The sequence below is a fragment of the Paraburkholderia sp. EG286B genome (assembly GCF_040965655.1).
In the GTDB taxonomy this organism is placed as follows: domain Bacteria; phylum Pseudomonadota; class Gammaproteobacteria; order Burkholderiales; family Burkholderiaceae; genus Paraburkholderia.
This window is the reverse complement of sequence record NZ_JBFRCF010000006.1, coordinates 466,433-484,965: the sequence shown is the minus strand read 5'-3', so window position 1 is coordinate 484,965 and position 18,533 is coordinate 466,433. Positions and strand designations below refer to the sequence as shown.

Sequence of the window (18,533 nt, the reverse complement as noted above, 5' to 3'; positions counted from 1 at the left end):
ATATGCGCCCTCTCGCTTGCGCACCCGACCTGCCCTTACCCCGGAACCCCGTTTTGAAACTACACCAGGACTCCAGCGCCGCGCTGAACACCGTGACCGGTTACGGCGCCGACTACGTCGAAGTGAACCTCGAACGCCATACGGGCAGCATCATCGTGATGCCAGAAGCGCCGGTCACCCCCTGGCCGGTGCAGTCGTTCGACGCCCTCACGCCCGAGCTCTTCGAGCTGCTGCTCCCGCTGAACCCCGAAGTGGTCGTGTTCGGCAGCGGAGAGCGGCTGCGCTTTCCGCATCCGCGCCTGACCGCGGCGCTGGCCGCGAAGCGCATCGGCGTGGAGGCAATGGACTTCAAGGCCGCCTGCCGCACCTACAACATCCTCATGGCCGAAGGCCGCCGCGTGGCGGCCGCGCTTCTGATCGAAAGCTGACGCGCCTTAAGCTTGCCATCAGGTCGCCGCGCGGCGGCGTAGTACACTTGCGCGCCGCGTGCGTAGCGCGTGCTCCGGACCTGGCCCGCACACCGCGCGCGGCCAGCGCGCACGCTTCGCACCCCGACCGCAACGACTGCAACAAGAACAGGCTGAAACCCATGAACGATACGCCATCGAGGCTACCGCTCAAGCGCAGCACGATCCTGCTCCTGATCCTCGCCCTCGCCGTGATCTGGTTCCTGCCGCTCGGCTGGCGCCACCTGCTGCCGAGCGACGAAGGACGCTACGCCGAAATGGCGCGCGAAATGCTCGCGAGCGGCGACTGGATCACGCCGCGCTACAACGACTACAAGTACTTCGAAAAGCCGCCGCTGCAAACCTGGATGAACGCGCTCACGTTCGCGTGGTTCGGCATCGGCGAGTGGCAGGCGCGCCTGTACACGGCGCTCACCGGCTTCGCGGGCGTGCTGCTGATCGGCTTCACCGGCGCGCGCGTGTTCAACGCCGCCACGGGCTTCTTCGCCGCGGTCGTGCTCGCCTGCGCGCCGTACTGGAACCTGATGGGCCACTTCAACACGCTCGACATGGGCCTGTCGTTCTGGATGCAGCTCTCGCTGTGCGCCCTGCTGCTCGCGCAGCGTCCGAGCCTGCCCAAAGCGAACGCGCGCCTGTGGATGTGGCTGTGCTGGGCGGCCATGGCGATGGCGGTGCTGTCCAAGGGCCTCGTCGGCCTGATCCTGCCAGGCGCCGTGCTGGTGCTCTATACGGCGATTTCGCGGGACTGGGCGCTCTGGAAGCGCCTCTATCTCGTGAGCGGCCTGATCGTGTTCTTCGCGATCGTGTCGCCGTGGTTCATCCTCGTGCAGCAGCGCAATCCCGAGTTCTTCAACTTCTTCTTCATCGTCCAGCAGTTCCAGCGCTACCTCACGCCCGCGCAGAACCGCCCCGGCCCGTTCTACTACTTCGTGCCGGTCATGCTGGTGGGCTTCCTGCCGTGGCTTTCGGTCAGCGTGCAGAGCGTGCGCCATGCGCTGCGCGCGCCGCGTCAGCCCAACGGTTTCTCGCCCGTCACGCTGATGATCGTGTGGACGGTGTTCATTTTCCTGTTCTTCAGCGCCTCACACTCCAAGCTCGTCTCCTACGTCCTGCCGATCGCGCCGCCCGTGGCGCTCATCATCGGCATGTATCTGCCGGTCATGACGCGCGCCCAGTGGAACAAGCATCTCGCGGGCTACGCGCTGTTTGCCGTCGTGCTGATGGCGGGCTCGTTCGTGCTCACGCGGCTCGGCGACGCGCGCAATCCGAACGCGCTCTACCGGGAGTTCCAGGTCTGGGTGTTCGCCGCGGCCGCGGTGGCCTTCGTCGTCACCATGGTCGGCCTGCGCCTGAACCGCGCGAAGCGCACGCCCGAAACCGGCGCGCGCGCACCGGTGCTCGCGCTCGGCACGGCGTGGCTGCTGCTCGCGACCATTGCGGGCACGGGCCACGACGTGTTCGGCACCCTGAGTTCCGGCGCGCCGCTCGCGCCCGCGGTGCGCGCCGCCATCGCGAAGCTGCCGCCCGACACGCCGTTCTACTCGGTGGGCGTACTCGACCATACCCTGCCCTTCTACGTGCGCCATACGATGACGATGGTCGAAGTCACCGACGAACTGGCCTTCGGCATCTCCGAGGAACCGCAAAAATGGGTGCCGACCATTGCCGACTGGGAGGCGCGCTGGAAGGCCGACCGCTATGCGCTCGCGCTGATTCCCGTGAAGCGTTACGAAGGACTGGCCGCGCAGGGCCTGCCGATGCAGGTGATCGCCCGCGACGCGCGGCGCGTGATCGTTGAAAAGCCGCAATCCTGAGTGCTTCCTGGCCCCGAATGACGCATGGGCGATAATCGGGCCGCGCCGGCTCGGCCTACGCGGGCCGGCCTGCGCGGCGTGGCCCGGCTCCCGCCCCAACCCGATAACCCGTTGAACCACCCTTTCCGATGAATCCGATTTCCCTCATCTGCATCCTCGCCGGCGTCGGCCTCAACGCATGCGCGCAACTGTTGCTGAAAGCGGGTGTCAATGCCGTTGGACACTTCGAATTCAGCCGTGCGAACATCTTGCCCATTGGCGTGAAGCTCGCGACGCAAGTGCCGATTCTCGGCGGCCTCACCTGCTACGTGTTCAGCGTGGTCGTGTGGATCGTCGGGCTCTCGCGCGTGGACGTCTCGATCGCCTACCCGATGCTCTCGCTCGGCTACGTGGTCAACGCGTTCGCGGCGTGGTATCTGTTCGGCGAGGTGCTGAGCGTGCAGCGGCTCGTGGGTATCGGCATCATCCTGATCGGCGTGTTCGTGCTGGCGCGCAGCTGACGCGCCGCGGCGCGCGTTTCTGGCGCGCGTGGCGAGGCCGCTTGCAGCGCAGCATATTGCGCCCATATAAGCATTTCGTAAGATGCGCCGCGGCGGCCTTGCTGCCCGGCCCCACTTTCTGACGAGCAAAGAGCAAAGCACTCATGACCCAGTCATCCCCGCAGTCGCCCCTTCCGTTCCTGCCGTTCGTGCGTCCCGAAATCGACGAGGAAACCATCCAGGGCGTCGCCGACGTGCTGCGCTCGGGGTGGATCACGACCGGCCCGCAGAACCAGGCGTTCGAAGCGGCGCTCTCCGAATACTGCGGCGGCCGTCCCGTGCGCACCTTCAACTCGGGCACGGCGACGCTCGAAATCGGTTTGCGCCTTGCCGGCGTGGGTCCCGGCGACGAAGTCATCACCACGCCCGCCTCGTGGGTCGCGACCAGCAATGTGGTCTATGAAGTCGGCGCGACGCCCGTGTTCGCCGACATCGATCCCGTCACGCGCAACATCGACCTCGACAAGCTCGAAGCCGCCATCACGCCGAAGACCAAAGCGATCATCCCGGTCTTCCTCTCGGGCCTGCCCGTCGACATGGACCGGCTCTACGCGATCGCCCGCCAGCACAAGCTGCGTGTGATCGAGGACGCCGCGCAGGCGTTCGGTTCGAGCTGGAACGGCAAGCGTATCGGCGCGATCGGCGACATCGTCTCGTTCAGCTTCCACGCCAACAAGAACCTCACGTCGATCGAAGGCGGCGCGCTCGTCCTCAACGACGAAGCCGAAGCCGTGCTCGCACAGAAGTACCGCCTCCAGGGCATTACGCGCACGGGCTTCGACGGCATGGACTGCGACGTGCTCGGCGGCAAGTACAATCTCACGGATGTGGCGGCGCGCGTCGGCCTTGGCCAGCTCAAGCACATCGAGCGCTTCATCCGGCAGCGCCGCGAGCTTGCGCGGGCTTACTTCGCGGGCTTCGAAGGCGGCGCGGCGGTTAAGCTCGGCGTCGGCCTGCCGCTCGCCGATTTCGCCAACAGCAACTGGCACATGTTCCAGATCACGCTACCCCTCGACCAGCTCGCGATCGACCGCGCCGGTTTCATGGGCGAACTCAAGGAGCGCGGCATCGGCTCGGGCGTGCATTACCCGGCCATCCACCTCTTCACGCTCTACCGCGAGCGTGGTTTCAGGGCGGGCATGTTCCCGCACGCGGAGCGCTTCGGCGCGAGCACGGTTACGCTGCCGCTCTTCACGCAGATGACCGAAGCCGACGTGGGGCGCGTGTGCAGCGCGGTGAACGAGATTTGCGCGAAATTTGCGAAGTAGTTGGCAAGACAGGCAGTAACGGAAGTCGGGGACGGGATACCGCCGCCTCGACGGGCATGGGACCCGAGCCAGCGCCAAAGCGCCAATTCGGGTCGACACAGGGGAAACGCAGGCGGACGGCGCAGCGCACGCGCCGCCGATTTGCGCATGCAGCAAACCGAAGCATCCAATAACGGAATCGACGCACACATGAGTCAAACGGAACAAGGCACCTTGACCCCGGACACGCCGGAAGTCTCGGTCATCATTCCGGTCTACAACGAGGAAGCTGGCCTTCCCGCGCTGTTCGCGCGCCTGTATCCGGCGCTCGACAAGCTCGGCACCTCGTACGAAGTGATCTTCATCAACGACGGCAGCCGCGACCGCTCGGCCGCGATGCTCGCGGAGCAGTTCCGCGCGCGGCCCGATACCACGCGCGCGATCCTGCTCAACGGCAACTACGGCCAGCACATGGCGATTCTCGCGGGCTTCGAGCAGGCCCGCGGGGAGATCGTCATCACGCTCGACGCCGACCTGCAGAATCCGCCCGAGGAAATCGGCAAGCTCGTCGAGAAGATGCGCGAGGGCTACGACTACGTCGGCACCATCCGCAAGCAGCGCCAGGACAGCCTCTGGCGGCGCAAGGCCTCGCAGGCGATGAACCGTCTGCGCGAGCGCATCACGCGCATCAAGATGACCGACCAGGGCTGCATGCTGCGCGCGTACAACCGCCGCATCATCGACACGATCAACCGCTGCGGCGAAATCAACACCTTCATTCCGGCGCTCGCCTACACGTTCTCGCAGAACCCGGTCGAGGTCGAGGTGGCGCACGAAGAGCGCTTCGCGGGCGAATCGAAGTACTCGCTCTACAGCCTGATTCGCCTGAATTTCGACCTCGTGACGGGCTTCTCCGTCGTGCCGCTGCAGTGGCTCTCGTTCATCGGCGTGATCCTCTCGCTCGGCTCGGCAGGCCTCTTCCTGCTGCTGCTGATCCGCCGCTTCATCCTCGGCGCGGAAGTGCAAGGCGTGTTCACGCTCTTCGCCATCACGTTCTTCCTGCTCGGCGTGATCATCTTCGCGCTCGGTCTGCTCGGCGAGTACATCGGCCGCATCTACCAGCAGGTGCGCGCGCGTCCGCGTTACCTGATCCAGACGATCCTCGAGGAGCGTAATGGCCGCGCCGTCGTCGATACGCCGCGCCAGGATTTCATGCAGGCCGCCGCCTTCGCGCAGCCGGCTGAACCCACGCGAACGGCCGGTACGGTTGCACGGCCGGCCACCACGAACCCGGCCAACGAAGGAGCTGGCCAATGAAACCGCGCGCCGTTGTCTTCGCGTATCACAACGTGGGCGTGCGCTGTCTGCAGGTGTTGCTCGCGGGCGGCGTCGACGTGGCGCTCGTCGTCACGCATGAAGACAGCCCGACCGAAAACATCTGGTTCGGCAGCGTGAAGTCGGTGGCCGAGGAGCATGGCATCGAGGTCGTCACGCCCGCCGACCCGAAGAGCGCCGAGCTGCGCGCGGCCGTTTCCGCGGCGCGCCCGGACTTCATCTTCTCGTTCTACTACCGGCACATGCTGCCCGTGGACCTGCTCGCGCTCGCCGGGCGCGGCGCGTACAACGTGCACGGCTCGCTGCTGCCGAAATACCGCGGCCGCGTACCCACGAACTGGGCCGTGCTCAACGGCGAAACCGAAACGGGCGCCACGCTGCACGAAATGGGCGCGAAGCCCGACGCGGGCGCGATCGTCGCGCAGACCCCGGTGCCGATCCTGCCCGACGACACCGCCGCGCAGGTCTTCGACAAGGTGACGGTCGCCGCCGAGCAGACGCTCTGGCGGGTGCTGCCCGCGCTGATCGCGGGCGAAGCGCCGCATCTGCCGAACGATCTCACGAAGGGCAGCTACTACGGCGGGCGCAAGCCGGAAGACGGCCGCATCGACTTCGGCGAGAGCGCGCAGCACGTGTACAACCTGATCCGCGCCGTTGCGCCGCCCTATCCGGGCGCGTTCACCGACATCGGCAACGAGCGTTTCGTGATTGCCCGCGCGCGTCTCGTGCGCCCCGGCTCGCAAGACGCCGAAAGGGTCCGCCCCCTCGCCGGATTGCCCGCCGGCATCCACGTAAGCGATAATGCGTTTTTCGCCGTCTGCGGCGACGCACGCGCCATCGCGATCCACGAACTGCGGCACCAGCACGATGGTCAAGAGACCGTCGTCAGCCCTGCCGCGTTCTCCGAACTCATTTCATCTGTCCCCCGTCCATGACCAAAAAAGTTCTGATCCTGGGTGTGAACGGCTTTATCGGCCACCACCTCTCCAAGCGCATCCTCGAAAACACGAACTGGGAAGTGTTCGGCATGGACATGCAGACGGATCGCCTCGGCGACCTCGTCAAGCATGAGCGGATGCACTTCTTCGAAGGCGACATCACGATCAACAAGGAGTGGGTCGAGTATCACGTCAAGAAGTGCGACGTGATCCTGCCGCTGGTCGCCATCGCGACGCCCGCCACCTACGTGCAGCAGCCGCTGCGCGTGTTCGAGCTCGACTTCGAAGCGAACCTGCCGATCGTGCGTTCGGCCGTGAAGTACCGCAAGCACCTCGTCTTCCCGTCGACCTCGGAAGTCTATGGCATGTGCTCGGACGAGCAGTTCGACCCGGACGCGTCGGCGCTGACCTACGGCCCGATCAACAAGCCGCGCTGGATCTACGCGTGCTCGAAGCAGCTGATGGACCGCGTGATCTGGGGCTACGGCATGGAAGGCCTGAACTTCACGCTGTTCCGTCCGTTCAACTGGATCGGCCCGGGCCTCGACTCGATCTACACGCCGAAGGAAGGTTCGTCGCGCGTCGTGACGCAGTTCCTCGGCCACATCGTGCGCGGCGAGAACATCAGCCTCGTGGATGGCGGCGCGCAAAAGCGCGCGTTCACCGACATCGACGACGGCATCGAAGCGCTCATGAAGATCATCGAGAACAAGGACGGCGTCGCCACGGGCAAGATCTACAACATCGGCAACCCGACCAACAACTTCTCGGTGCGCGAGCTCGCGCACAAGATGCTCGCGCTCGCCGCCGAATTCCCGGAGTACGCGGAAACGGCGAAGAAGGTGCAGCTCGTCGAAACGTCGTCGGGCGCGTACTACGGCGCGGGCTATCAGGACGTGCAGAATCGCGTGCCGAAGATCGACAACACGAAGCAGGAACTCGGCTGGGCGCCGAAGTCGACCTTCGACGAAGCGCTGCGCAAGATCTTCGAAGCGTACCGCGGCCACGTCGCCGAAGCGCGTGCGCTCGTCGAGCAACACTAAGCATCAGAGAAAGGTCCCCGCCTCTTGGCTCGCATCGTCCTGAAAATCGACGTCGACACGCTGCGCGGCACGCGCGAAGGCGTGCCGAACCTCGCGCGCATCTTCGACCGCTACAAGGCGCGCGCCACGTTCCTGTTCAGCCTCGGCCCCGATCACACGGGCTGGGCGCTGCGCCGCGTGCTGCGGCCGGGCTTTCTCAAGAAGGTCTCGCGCACGTCGGTGGTCGAACACTACGGCGTCAAGCAGCTGATGTACGGCGTGCTGCTGCCGGGCCCCGACATCGGCGTGGAAGCCGCTGCTGAAATGCGCGCGATTCACGAAGCCGGCTTCGAGTGCGGCATCCATACGTGGGATCACGTGTACTGGCAGGACAACGTGCGCAAGCGTGACGCGCAGTGGACCGCGCGCCAGATGCAGAAGAGCCACGACCGCTTCACGCGCATCTTCGGCACGCCGCCCGTCACGCACGGCGCGGCGGGCTGGCAGATGAACGAGGCCGCCTTCGAGCAGATCGACACGTGGGGCATGCGCTACGCCTCCGACGGGCGCGGTCATTCGCCCTACCGTCCGGTGGTGGCGGGCCGCACGCTGAACCACGTGCAGATGCCCACCACGCTGCCCACGCTCGACGAGGTGCTCGGCGTGGATGGCGTCGATACCGATACGGTCGCCGCCTGGATGCTCAAGCGCACCGAAAACAACCCGCACGACCAGGTCTTCACGCTGCACGCCGAACTCGAAGGCCAAAAGCTCGCCCCGGTGTTCGAGCAGCTGCTCGCCGGCTGGCGCGCGCAAGGCCACACGTTTGCCACGATGGGCGACTACCATGCGACGCTGGACCCGGATTCGCTGCCATCGTACCCTGTCACCTGGGGCGAGATCGCCGGCCGCTCCGGCCAGCTGATCGTTCAGCCCGACTGAATCCGCCGCCCGCGCGCCGCTCAGTGCCTGCCAGGACCCACGCCCGCGCAACACCCCCCGCCGCGGGCGGCACGCCGTTCCGGCGAACCGGCGCCGCGCGCTGCGGCAACGCCAGCCAATAACAAAGGGAGAGCCACGTGCCTGACGTGACCATCGCAGTCGACCACCCCGTTCCCGACTTCACCGCCCCCGCTACCGGCGGCGACTTCACGCTGTCGAGCCTGAAGGGCAGCAAGGTGGTGCTGTACTTCTATCCGAAAGACAACACGCCGGGCTGCACGACCGAAGGCCTGCAGTTCCGCGACCTCTCTCCGAAGTTCAAAAAGGCCGGCGCGCAGATCGTGGGCGTGTCGCGCGACAGCGTGCGCTCGCACGATAACTTCAAGGCCAAGCTCGAACTGCCGTTTACCTTGGTATCGGATGCCGACGAAGCGCTGTGCACGCTCTTCGACGTCATCAAATTGAAGAAAATGTATGGCAAAGAGGTACGAGGGATCGAACGCTCGACCTTCCTGATCGACGCGACCGGCGTGCTGCGCCAAGAGTGGCGCGGCATCAAGGTCCCGGGCCATGTCGAGGAAGTTCTGGAGGCTGTACAAGCGCTTTGAGGAGCGTTATATTGGGCTGCAATGAGTCCCTGTCCAACCCTTTTTACGTCGCGTTGCGGCGGTTTCGCAGCCGGTCATGGAATGACCGGAAGTGCGTATCCGAGGCAACGGGACAACACCGAAGTGAAGCCGCTTGCCTCGTCATCCGGGGCGGCGGCTTTTTTGTTTGTTCGATGCTGTTCTCTCCCGCTTTTCCCCCTGTTCGTGCCGGCTTTGCGACCCGGCGCGCGCAAACGTCAAGGAGCTGATCGAAAACCAGGCGAACCGGCATTTTCTGACCTGAGCGCGCACCTTGCGCAGTAACGGCGGAGGCCTACCCGGCACCCGCACGCACCGCCCGAAAGCGCGCCTTACTGGGTAACCCCGCGACCACTCGACCCGATTTTTTCGAGGGACACCATGCCTTTGCCTACTCCCCCCAGCAAGCTCGGCAACCTGCTGCCGCCCGAAGAATACAAGGCGCGTGCCCGCACGACGCGCAGCACACGCAAGGCCGCGAGCGAGAACGACGCGGCCGACGTTGCAGAATACGGCCCCGGCAGTGTCGCCGAGCCGATGACGCAGGCCGCCAACGCCGCGACCACCTTGCGCACGGTGCCGCTTTCGAGCGCCAGCGCCGAACTGGCCGCGCTCGAACCGGTCGCACCCGCGCCCGCGCGCAACAAGCGCAACAACAGCAAGCAAGTCGCGGCCGCGCTGCTGCAGCCTCTCGAGGCACGCATCGAAGCTGACGAGACGCCCGTGGCGCGCGGCGGCAAACCCGCCTCGGCCAAAGCCTCCGGCGGCGCTGCTGCGCCCGCCGCGCGCGCCGGCGCGAAAAAACGCTTGCATCCAGAAGAGAGCACCGAAGTTCAGAAGCTCTTCGTGCTCGACACGAACGTGCTGATGCACGACCCGACCTGCCTGTTCCGTTTCGAGGAACACGACGTCTATCTGCCGATGATGACGTTGGAAGAACTCGACAACCACAAGAAGGGCATGTCGGAAGTGGCGCGCAACGCGCGCCAGGTGAGCCGCACGCTCGACCAGCTGGTCGCCAACGCGGGCCCGATCTCGGAAGGCATTTCGCTCGGCCGCCTCGGCAGCCGCGAGGCGCTTGGGCGCCTGTACTTCCAGACCACGCTCACGCATATCGATCCGGTCGACGGCCTGCCCCAGGGCAAGGCCGATAACCAGATCCTCGGCGTGGTGCGCGCGCTGCAGCGCGACCGGCCGGACCGCCTCGTCGTGCTGGTGTCGAAAGACATCAACATGCGCATCAAGGCCCATGCGCTCGGCCTGCCCGCGGAAGACTACTTCAACGACCAGGTTCTCGAAGACAAGGACCTGCTCTACTCGGGCGTGCGCGCGCTCCAGCAGGACTTCTGGTCGAAGCACGCCAAGGGCATGGAGTCCTGGCAGGACACCAAGACCGGCACGACGTATTACCGCGTGACGGGTCCCGAGTGCCTGTCGATGCTCGTGAACGAGTTCGTCTATCTCGAGCCGCAGAACGGCGAACCGGCGTTCCATGCGATCGTGCGCGAACTCAACGGCAAGACGGCGCTCCTGCAGACGCTGCGCGACTATGGCCACCACAAGAACAACGTGTGGGGCATCACGGCGCGCAACCGCGAGCAGAACTTCGCGCTGAACCTGCTGATGAACCCGGAGATCGACTTCGTCACGCTGCTCGGCCAGGCCGGCACGGGCAAGACGCTCGTCGCGCTCGCGGCGGGCCTCGCGCAGGTGCTCGACGAGAAGCGCTACAACGAGATCATCGTCACGCGCGCGACCGTGCCGGTCGGCGAGGACATCGGCTTCCTGCCGGGCACCGAAGAGGAAAAGATGCAGCCGTGGATGGGCGCCTTCGACGACAACCTCGAAGTGCTCCAGAAGACCGATGACGCCGCCGGCGAATGGGGCCGCGCCGCGACCCAGGAGCTGATCCGCTCGCGCCTGAAGGTCAAGAGCATGAACTTCATGCGCGGCCGCACGTTCGTGGACAAGTATCTGATCATCGACGAGGCGCAGAACCTCACGCCAAAGCAGATGAAGACGCTCGTCACGCGCGCGGGTCCAGGCACGAAGATCGTGTGTCTCGGCAACATCGCGCAGATCGACACGCCGTATCTGACCGAAGGCAGCTCCGGCCTCACCTACGTGGTGGACCGCTTCAAGGGCTGGGCGCACAGCGGCCACGTGACGCTCGCACGCGGCGAACGCTCGCGGCTTGCCGATTACGCGTCCGATATCCTGTAATCCATTCGCTGGGCGCCGCCTTTCGCGGGCGCCCGTGCAGATGGCGAGGACCGTATCCGGGGCACCGGATACGGTCCTTTTTTATTGCCCGGGCGTCCCCCAGGCACAACAGTTGGCGCACGAACTTCAAGTAAGTTGTGAAGAATTGTTGCGGAAGCCGTGACGGGCGGGCTACCATCCGCCCATGACCCGTTTTCCCCATGGCGCACGCGTTGCGTGCGCCACCTCCGTTTCATGCGTCGACTCTGGCTTCCGCTTCTGATCGCAGTCCTGCTTGCCGCGTGCTCCAGCGCGCCGCAAAAGGTATCGCGCAGCGGCTCCTCTTCCAGCGAAAACGCGTGGCGCACCAAGCCGCCGGGCTTTCCCAATTTCGTCGATCACAGCGTGGGCCGCGAGGAAATCTCGATCCAGGCGATGGGCCTCGTCGGCATTCCGTATCGCTGGGGCGGCAATACGCCCGATAGCGGCTTCGATTGCAGCGGTCTCGTCAAATACGTGCTTGCACGCTCGGCCTCGGTGGACTTGCCCCGCACCACGGCCGACATGAGTATGCGCGGCGAAACGATCGAGCCCGACGAGATTGCCGCCGGCGACCTCGTGTTCTTCAATACGACGGGGCGGCCGCATTCGCACGTCGGGATCTACGTCGGCAACCTGCGCTTCGTCAACGCGCCTTCGACGGGCGGCACGGTGCGTCTCGACTATCTGACCAACCCCTACTGGGCCAGGCGCTTCGACGGCATCCGCCGCATGGCGCCGCCCAAACGCACGCCGTTCGAGACGCCGACCTGGGAAGCGTCTGCGCCGCCTGAACGCATGCCTGGTGCGAACGCCGCGCCACCGACTGCCGCAATGGCCAGCGTCGCGCCGGCTGCGGCGGCGCAGCCCGCGCCGCGAGCCGTGGCCGCAAGCCAGAACCACATCGTCGCGGCACCGCAGCCGGTCTATGCGGCAACGCCGGCCACCACGCAGACGGCATCCCCGGCCGACGCATTCGAGCCGCCGCCCGCCTCGCTCGGCGCGGCGCAGACGCAGGCACGCGACGCGGGCGCGCTCGCACCCGCGGTTGCGCCCGGCAACAACACGCCTTCATACGCTGCCAGCCCCGCCGCCAGCGCCCCGCGCGACGCCATCGACGCCGCCGCCGACGCCTTCGAGCCCCCGCCGCCCACGGCAAGCGCAGCGGCGCGCCAGGCCGGCCAGGTGGGCTCGACGCCGATCCAGGCGGCGTCGCCGGCCGCGGGTGGCGCGCAGATCATGCGCGCCTCGACAGCCGGCCCGGCCGCGCCCGCCCCGACCCAGTCCAGCGACGACCCCATCGCGCGCTTTGCCAACGGCGGCGACTGAAGCGGCGCCGCCGCGTCGCCGAGCGGCCTGTTGCCCCCGGCCGGACGACCAAGCGTGCTTCCAGCGGTTTGCGGCGCCCCGCGCCTCTGCTATCGTTTTGGGACCGTTTTTCATACTTTCGCGCAGCGAGGCGACGATGGATCTTGGACTCAGCAAGAAGGTGGTACTCGTGACGGGCGGCAGCAAGGGCATTGGCCTTGCCTGCGCGCGCGCCTTTGCGCAGGAAGGCGCCCGCGTGGCGATCGTCTCGCGCGACCCCGCCAATCTCGCGCGCGCCCGCGAGCAGCTGGCGAGCGTTGGCCTGCACGTGCACCTCACGCGCGCGGACCTGCACGAAGCGCACAGCGCCGCCGACGTGGTCGAGGAAGTCTCCACCGCGGTCGGCCCCATCGATATCCTCGTCAACAGCGCGGGCGCGGCACGCCGCTACGACCCGGAAACGCTCGATGCGGACGCGTTCAGGGCCACGATGGAGGCGAAATATTTCCCCTACATCTACCCGCAGCAGGAGGTGCTGCGCCGCATGGTGCAGCGGATCAAGTCGGGCGAGAGCATGGAGCCCGGGGCGATCGTCAATATCATCGGCATGGGTGGCAAGTTCGCGAGCGACATCCATATCGCGGGCGGCGCGGCCAACGCGGCGCTGATGCTCGCGACCGTGGGCCTCGCGCACTACCACGCGCGCTACGGCATCCGCATCAATGCAATCAACCCCGGCGCCACGCTCACGGAACGGCTGCAGGAGGCCGTTCAGCTGGAGGCGCAACGCACGGGCGTCGGCCCACAGGAGGCCTTGGCGAGCGGCGAATCGAAGGTGCCGCTCGGGCGCTACGCGAAGCCGGAGGAAATCGCCGATGTGGCGCTCTTCCTCGCGAGCCGCCGCGCGAGCTACGTCACCGGCGCGCTCATTCCGATGGATGGGGCGAGCACGCCGCTGATCTAAATCTGAAGCGCCCGCCAGCGTGCGGGCGAGGCCTTAAAAGCACTGCGGCGCCCGAAGGCGCCGCAGGTTTTACATGAAGCGGTGACCGAGCCACCACGCGGCCGCGGCCAGCGTGGCCGAAGCCGGTATGGTCAGCACCCAGGCCCAGACGATGTTGCCCGCCACGCCCCAGCGCACCGCGCTGAGCTTCTGCGTCGCGCCAACGCCGACAATTGCGCCGGTGATCGTGTGCGTGGTCGAAACGGGAATGCCCAGCGACGAAGCCGTGAAGAGCGTGAGCGCCCCGCCCGCCTCCGCACAGAAACCGCCCACCGGCTTGAGCTTCGTGATCTTCTGGCCCATCGTGCGCACGATGCGCCAGCCGCCGAACAGCGTGCCGAGCCCCATCGACAGATAGCAGCCGCCGATCACCCAGATGGGCGGCGCGTCCGAGCCGATCGCCGAGTAGCCCGTTGCGATCAGCAGCATCCAGATGATGCCGATGGTCTTCTGCGCGTCGTTGCCGCCGTGGCCGAGGCTATAGAGGCTCGCGGAAAGCAGCTGCAGGCGCCGGAAGCGCCGGTCGACCTTGCTGGGCGGCGTGCGGAAGTACAGCCACGACACCGTGAGCATGAAGAACGAACCCAGCACGAAACCGAGCAGCGGCGAAATGAAGATGAACGCCACGGTCTTCATGAGGCCGTCGAAGTTGAGCGAGGCCCAGCCCGACTTCGCGAGCGCCGCGCCCACGAGACCGCCGATCAGCGCGTGCGACGAACTCGACGGAATGCCGTAGTACCAGGTGAGCACGTTCCAGCCGATCGCGCCCATCAACGCGCCGAACACCACGTAGTGGTCGACGATATCGGGGTCGATGGTGCCCTTGCCTACCGTCTGCGCCACCTTCAGGTGGAACACGAAATAGGCGATCACGTTGAACATGGCGGCGAAGGCCACCGCCTGCTGCGGCTTCAGAACACCCGTGGATACGACCGTGGCGATGGAATTCGCCGCGTCGTGAAAACCGTTCATGAAGTCGAAGACGAGAGCGATGGCGACCAGCGTCGCGACCGCCCAGAGAGCGAGTTGTATCGATTGCATCGCTGTGTGCTCAGGCGTTCTCTAGCACGATGCCTTCGATGATGTTCGCGACATCCTCGCACTTGTCCGTGATCGCCTCGAGCAGTTCGTAGATCGCCTTCAGCTTGATCAGGTTCTTGACGTCGTCTTCCTCGCGGAAGAGCTTCGAAATGGCCCCGCGCAGCAAGCGGTCGGCGTCGGATTCGAGGCGGTCGATGTCTTCGCAGGCCTGCAGGATCTCGCGCGCCTGCTTCATGTCGGAGAGCAGGCCCACCGCCAGCTGCACGCGCTCGGCCGTGGCCGTCACCACGTGCGCGAGCTGGCTCGCCTCGGCGGTCACGGCTTGCACGTCGTAGAGCGAAATGGCCGTCGCGACGTCCTCCATGAGGTCGAGGCAGTCGTCCATCGTCGTGATCAGCTTGTGGATCTCGTCGCGGTCGAGCGGCGTGATGAAGGTCTTGTGCAGCAGGTCGATCGCCTCGTGCGTGAGCTTGTCGGCGGCCTTTTCGGAGGCCTGCACATTCTGCTTGTGGACCTCGGCGTCAGCGAGGTTATCGATCAGGAGTTCGAGTTCGCGGCTCGCGGAAACGATGCATTTCGCATGCGCATTGAAAATCTCGAAGAACTTGCCCTCGGTGGGCATGAATCGACCGAACATTGGTATCCCGGAAATTGGTCTCGGATTGCCGTCACGAAGCGGTGACTTCGCGTTCACTTCACGGCAACAAGGCGGCAAAATAAGCGACAGAGCTGACTGTCATAAAACGGCAATATTGTATCGTCAGGCGAGAGCTACCGCATGGATCGGCAGTCGCCAAAGCGGCATTTGCGCCACTTTGGCGCAAGCCGCGCAACGCTTTGCGTTATTCGCCGTAGAAGGTTTGCGCCCCGGCAAAATTATCGAACTTCGTGTATTGGCCGTGGAACGTGAGGCGAACGGGTCCGATCGGACCGTTACGCTGCTTGCCGATGATGATTTCGGCCGTGCCCTTGTCGGGACTGTCGGGGTTGTAGACTTCGTCGCGATAGATGAACAGGATGACGTCCGCGTCCTGTTCGATTGCGCCCGATTCGCGCAGATCCGACATCACCGGCCGCTTGTTCGGACGCTGCTCCAGCCCGCGATTCAGCTGCGAGAGCGCGATCACCGGGACATCCAGTTCCTTCGCCAGGCTCTTGAGCGAGCGCGAAATTTCCGAGATTTCGGTCGCGCGGTTCTCGCCCGTGCCCGAGCCGCTCATCAGCTGCAGGTAGTCGATGATGATGAGCCCGAGCTTGCCGCACTGGCGCGACAGACGCCGCGCGCGCGAGCGCAACTCCATCGGGTTCAGGCCGCCCGTTTCGTCGATGAAGATCTGCGCTTCGCTCATTTTCTGCACAGCGTGCGTGAGCTTCGGCCAATCCTCGTCGGTCAGGCGGCCCGTGCGCATGCGGTGCTGATCCAGACGGCCAACCGACCCGAGCATACGCATGATGAGCTGCGTGCCCGGCATTTCCATCGAGAACACCGCCACCGGCAGGCCGTACTCCACGGCCACGTACTCGCCGACGTTCATCGAGAACGCGGTCTTACCCATCGAGGGGCGCCCTGCCACGATGATCAGCTCGCCGCCATGCATGCCCGACGTCATGCGGTCGAGGTCCATGAAGCCCGTAGGCGTGCCCGTGACGTCGCTCGGGTTGGCCGTGTGATAGAGCGTGTCGATGCGCTCCACGACCTGCGTGAGCAGCGGCCCGATCTCGAGAAAGCCCTGGGTGCCGCGCGCGCCGTCTTCGGCGATCGAGAACACCTTCGACTCCGCCTCGTCGAGCAGCTGGCGCACTTCCTTGCCCTGCGGGTTGAAGGCGTCGGCGGAAATCTCGTCGGCGACGGAAACGAGGCGGCGCAGCACCGCGCGGTCACGCACGATTTCCGCGTAGCGGCGAATGTTCGCGGCGCTCGGCGTGTTCTGCGCGAGCGCGTTCAGGTACGCGAGGCCGCCCACGTCATCCGCTTTGCCCGAGGTGCCGAGCGCCTCGTACACCGTCACCACGTCGGCCGGGCGCGTGGCGGCGATCAGCCGGCCAATGTGCTCGAAGATGATGCGGTGGTCGTAGCGATAGAAGTCGCTTTGCGAGAGGAAGTCGGCAATCCGGTCCCATGCGCCGTTATCCAGCAGCAGGCCGCCGAGCACCGATTGCTCGGCTTCGATCGAATGCGGCGGGACTTTCAGCGAGTCGAGTTGGGGATCTTTCGGAGCGTTCATGGAGGGCAATTATCGGACAAGGGGGTGCCTCGAACAAGCTTGAAAACTTGCAACGCGCGTAGCGTCCAGGCAGCGCACAACAAAAAAGGCAGAAGCCCTGCGGCTCCTGCCCTTCCTGAGTCTTGCGTCAAACCGCGCGGCCCGCGAGGGCCGCACGTGGGTACTTAGGCGTGCTCGCCCAGCACCGACACCGTGACGTCGACGACGACGTCGGTGTGCAGCGCAACCTGCACCGGGTGGTCGCCCACCATCTTCAGCGGGCCTTCCGGCAGACGCACTTGCGCCTTTTCCACTGCGAAGCCTTGCTTCGTGAGCGCAACGGCGATGTCCGCGTTCGTGACCGAACCGAACAGGCGGCCGTCCACGCCGGCCTTCTGGCCGATCTGGACGGTCAGGCCGTTCAGCTTTTCGCCTTCGGCTTGAGCTGCTGCCAGCTTTTCAGCGGCGACCTTTTCGAGTTCTGCGCGGCGGACTTCGAATTCAGCGATTGCGTCCTTCGTAGCACGGCGTGCCTTCTTGTTCGGGATCAGGAAGTTACGTGCGTAACCGTCCTTCACCTTGACGATGTCGCCGAGGTTACCCAAGTTGACGACTTTTTCCAGAAGAATGATCTGCATTCTATTGCTCCTTATCGCGTCGTCTTATTAGGCCTTGTGCTGGTCGGTGTACGGCATCAGCGCGAGGAAACGCGCGCGCTTGATAGCCGTGTCCAGCTGACGCTGATAGTGGGCCTTCGTACCCGTCAGACGAGCCGGCGTGATCTTGCCGTTTTCGCCGATGAAGTCCTTCAGCGTATCGAGGTCCTTGTAGTCGATCTGCTCGACGCCTGCAGCCGTGAAGCGGCAGAACTTCTTGCGCTTGAAGAGCGGGTTTTGTTGCTGACGACGCTTGTCGAATTTCTTACCAGTCGGGCGGGGCATGATTAGTCCTTTCCTGTGCCTTGCATTTCGGTGATGTGAAACACCAGGGTTCGCGCATTGCGGTGCTTTTTCGCCAGAAAACCGGTGAAGAGCGCTTCCACGCCCATCTCACAGCTTTCTACGAGACCGCAGGCTTTGCCGGCCGCCACCGCGGGCATCGTGAGTTCGACGAAGCGGGGAATGCCGGCCTCGACGACCTCCGTGCGGTGCTGCAACGTGACGCTTGCGATCGGAACGCCGGCGGGGGTATACCGCACCGGTTCGCGTTCGACGACGCTAGCGGTAAGTTGAAGCCTGTTCACGCGGGGTTGGCTATGACTTTGCTCGAATCCTGATGGCTTACGTACTTAAGCCTGCGCTTCGGTCGGCTGGGCAGCCGCCTTCTTGGCTTCTTCGCGCTGCACTTCCTTCATCATCGGCGACGGGCCGGTTTCGGCCTTCTTCATCTTGACGATGAGGTGACGCAGAACAGCGTCGTTGAACTTGAACGCGTGTTCCAGTTCGTCGAGCGTGGTCTGGTCGCATTCGATGTTCATGCAGACGTAGTGAGCCTTCGCGAGTTTCTCGATCATGTAGGCCAGTTGACGACGGCCCCAGTCTTCGATGCGGTGGATCTGGCCACCGTGCGAGGTGATCGTGCCCTTGTAGCGCTCGATCATGGCGGGCACTTGCTCGCTCTGATCCGGGTGCACGATAAAGACGATTTCGTAATGACGCATGTATCACTCCTTTTGGATTAAAGCCACCCGGGCGTCGGAACCGGTGCGGCAAGTGAGAAGCCGAAGATTGTAGCGCGGATGGGCTACGCACGCAAGACAGATCGTGCGTTCGGGCGATGAATCGGGCGTGTTTTCAATGACTTGCG

General features: G+C 65.1%; 19 protein-coding genes. 12 read left to right on the top strand and 7 right to left on the bottom strand.

The features are described 5' to 3' along the window. Positions 1–53 precede the first annotated feature (53 nt). The 12 genes from AB4Y42_RS16350 to AB4Y42_RS16295 all read left to right on the top strand — a co-directional run bounded on the left by AB4Y42_RS16350 (position 54) and on the right by AB4Y42_RS16295 (position 13,443). A complete protein-coding gene (locus AB4Y42_RS16350; protein WP_342920479.1) occupies positions 54–428 on the top strand; it encodes an Mth938-like domain-containing protein in 375 nt (124 codons plus the stop codon). A gap of 161 nt (positions 429–589) precedes the next feature. Continuing rightward, complete coding sequence (locus AB4Y42_RS16345; protein ID WP_368694723.1) at positions 590–2,281, top strand: glycosyltransferase family 39 protein; 1,692 nt, start codon at positions 590–592, stop codon at positions 2,279–2,281. 128 nt (positions 2,282–2,409) lie between these two features. Beyond that, complete coding sequence (locus tag AB4Y42_RS16340) at positions 2,410–2,781, top strand: SMR family transporter (RefSeq protein ID WP_368686372.1); 372 nt, start codon at positions 2,410–2,412, stop codon at positions 2,779–2,781. 143 nt (positions 2,782–2,924) lie between these two features. Further along, positions 2,925–4,088: a DegT/DnrJ/EryC1/StrS family aminotransferase gene (locus tag AB4Y42_RS16335; RefSeq protein WP_368686373.1), complete on the top strand. Its 1,164-nt coding sequence runs from the start codon at positions 2,925–2,927 to the stop codon at positions 4,086–4,088. A gap of 189 nt (positions 4,089–4,277) precedes the next feature. Then, on the top strand, positions 4,278–5,384 hold the full coding sequence (locus AB4Y42_RS16330; protein ID WP_368686374.1) for a glycosyltransferase: 1,107 nt from the start codon (positions 4,278–4,280) through the stop codon (positions 5,382–5,384). Continuing rightward, positions 5,381–6,337: a formyltransferase gene (locus AB4Y42_RS16325; RefSeq protein ID WP_368686375.1), complete on the top strand. Its 957-nt coding sequence runs from the start codon at positions 5,381–5,383 to the stop codon at positions 6,335–6,337. The genes AB4Y42_RS16330 and AB4Y42_RS16325 overlap by 4 nt, the downstream gene beginning before the upstream one ends. Next, complete coding sequence (locus tag AB4Y42_RS16320; protein ID WP_368686376.1) at positions 6,334–7,383, top strand: bifunctional UDP-4-keto-pentose/UDP-xylose synthase; 1,050 nt, start codon at positions 6,334–6,336, stop codon at positions 7,381–7,383. The genes AB4Y42_RS16325 and AB4Y42_RS16320 overlap by 4 nt, the downstream gene beginning before the upstream one ends. Before the next feature lie 24 nt (positions 7,384–7,407). Then, a complete protein-coding gene (locus AB4Y42_RS16315; RefSeq protein WP_028204907.1) occupies positions 7,408–8,304 on the top strand; it encodes a polysaccharide deacetylase family protein in 897 nt (298 codons plus the stop codon). Positions 8,305–8,450: 146 nt separating this feature from the next. Further along, positions 8,451–8,912: a peroxiredoxin gene (locus tag AB4Y42_RS16310; RefSeq protein ID WP_368686707.1), complete on the top strand. Its 462-nt coding sequence runs from the start codon at positions 8,451–8,453 to the stop codon at positions 8,910–8,912. Between the two features lie 399 nt (positions 8,913–9,311). Beyond that, positions 9,312–11,153 (top strand): PhoH family protein, encoded by a 1,842-nt coding sequence (locus AB4Y42_RS16305; protein WP_368686377.1) that lies wholly within the window; start codon positions 9,312–9,314, stop codon positions 11,151–11,153. A 234-nt stretch (positions 11,154–11,387) separates the two neighbouring features. Continuing rightward, positions 11,388–12,500, top strand: coding sequence for an NlpC/P60 family protein (locus AB4Y42_RS16300; RefSeq protein WP_368686378.1), 1,113 nt, complete (start codon positions 11,388–11,390; stop codon positions 12,498–12,500). A 136-nt stretch (positions 12,501–12,636) separates the two neighbouring features. After that, positions 12,637–13,443 (top strand): SDR family oxidoreductase, encoded by an 807-nt coding sequence (locus tag AB4Y42_RS16295; protein WP_368686379.1) that lies wholly within the window; start codon positions 12,637–12,639, stop codon positions 13,441–13,443. 69 nt (positions 13,444–13,512) lie between these two features. Here the strand turns inward: AB4Y42_RS16295 and AB4Y42_RS16290 are convergent, their stop codons facing one another. The 7 genes from AB4Y42_RS16290 to rpsF form a co-directional block, all read right to left on the bottom strand. After that, positions 13,513–14,523, bottom strand: coding sequence for an inorganic phosphate transporter (locus AB4Y42_RS16290; RefSeq protein WP_254314094.1), 1,011 nt, complete (start codon positions 14,521–14,523; stop codon positions 13,513–13,515). A gap of 10 nt (positions 14,524–14,533) precedes the next feature. Next, positions 14,534–15,160: a DUF47 domain-containing protein gene (locus AB4Y42_RS16285; RefSeq protein ID WP_069267536.1), complete on the bottom strand. Its 627-nt coding sequence runs from the start codon at positions 15,158–15,160 to the stop codon at positions 14,534–14,536. 205 nt (positions 15,161–15,365) lie between these two features. Next, positions 15,366–16,748 carry a replicative DNA helicase gene (locus AB4Y42_RS16280; RefSeq protein WP_368686380.1) on the bottom strand — a complete coding sequence of 461 codons (1,383 nt, stop codon included), beginning with the start codon at positions 16,746–16,748 and terminating at the stop codon, positions 15,366–15,368. A 164-nt stretch (positions 16,749–16,912) separates the two neighbouring features. Then, a complete protein-coding gene (gene rplI / locus AB4Y42_RS16275) occupies positions 16,913–17,365 on the bottom strand; it encodes a 50S ribosomal protein L9 (RefSeq protein ID WP_254314096.1) in 453 nt (150 codons plus the stop codon). 27 nt (positions 17,366–17,392) lie between these two features. Further along, the gene (gene rpsR, locus AB4Y42_RS16270) at positions 17,393–17,668 is read right to left on the bottom strand and encodes a 30S ribosomal protein S18 (RefSeq protein ID WP_110384466.1); all 276 of its coding nucleotides are present in this window, start codon (positions 17,666–17,668) and stop codon (positions 17,393–17,395) included. A 2-nt stretch (positions 17,669–17,670) separates the two neighbouring features. Continuing rightward, complete coding sequence (gene priB, locus AB4Y42_RS16265) at positions 17,671–17,970, bottom strand: primosomal replication protein N (protein ID WP_028204898.1); 300 nt, start codon at positions 17,968–17,970, stop codon at positions 17,671–17,673. Positions 17,971–18,015: 45 nt separating this feature from the next. Further along, positions 18,016–18,387 (bottom strand): 30S ribosomal protein S6, encoded by a 372-nt coding sequence (rpsF, locus tag AB4Y42_RS16260; protein ID WP_028204897.1) that lies wholly within the window; start codon positions 18,385–18,387, stop codon positions 18,016–18,018. Positions 18,388–18,533 lie beyond the last annotated feature (146 nt).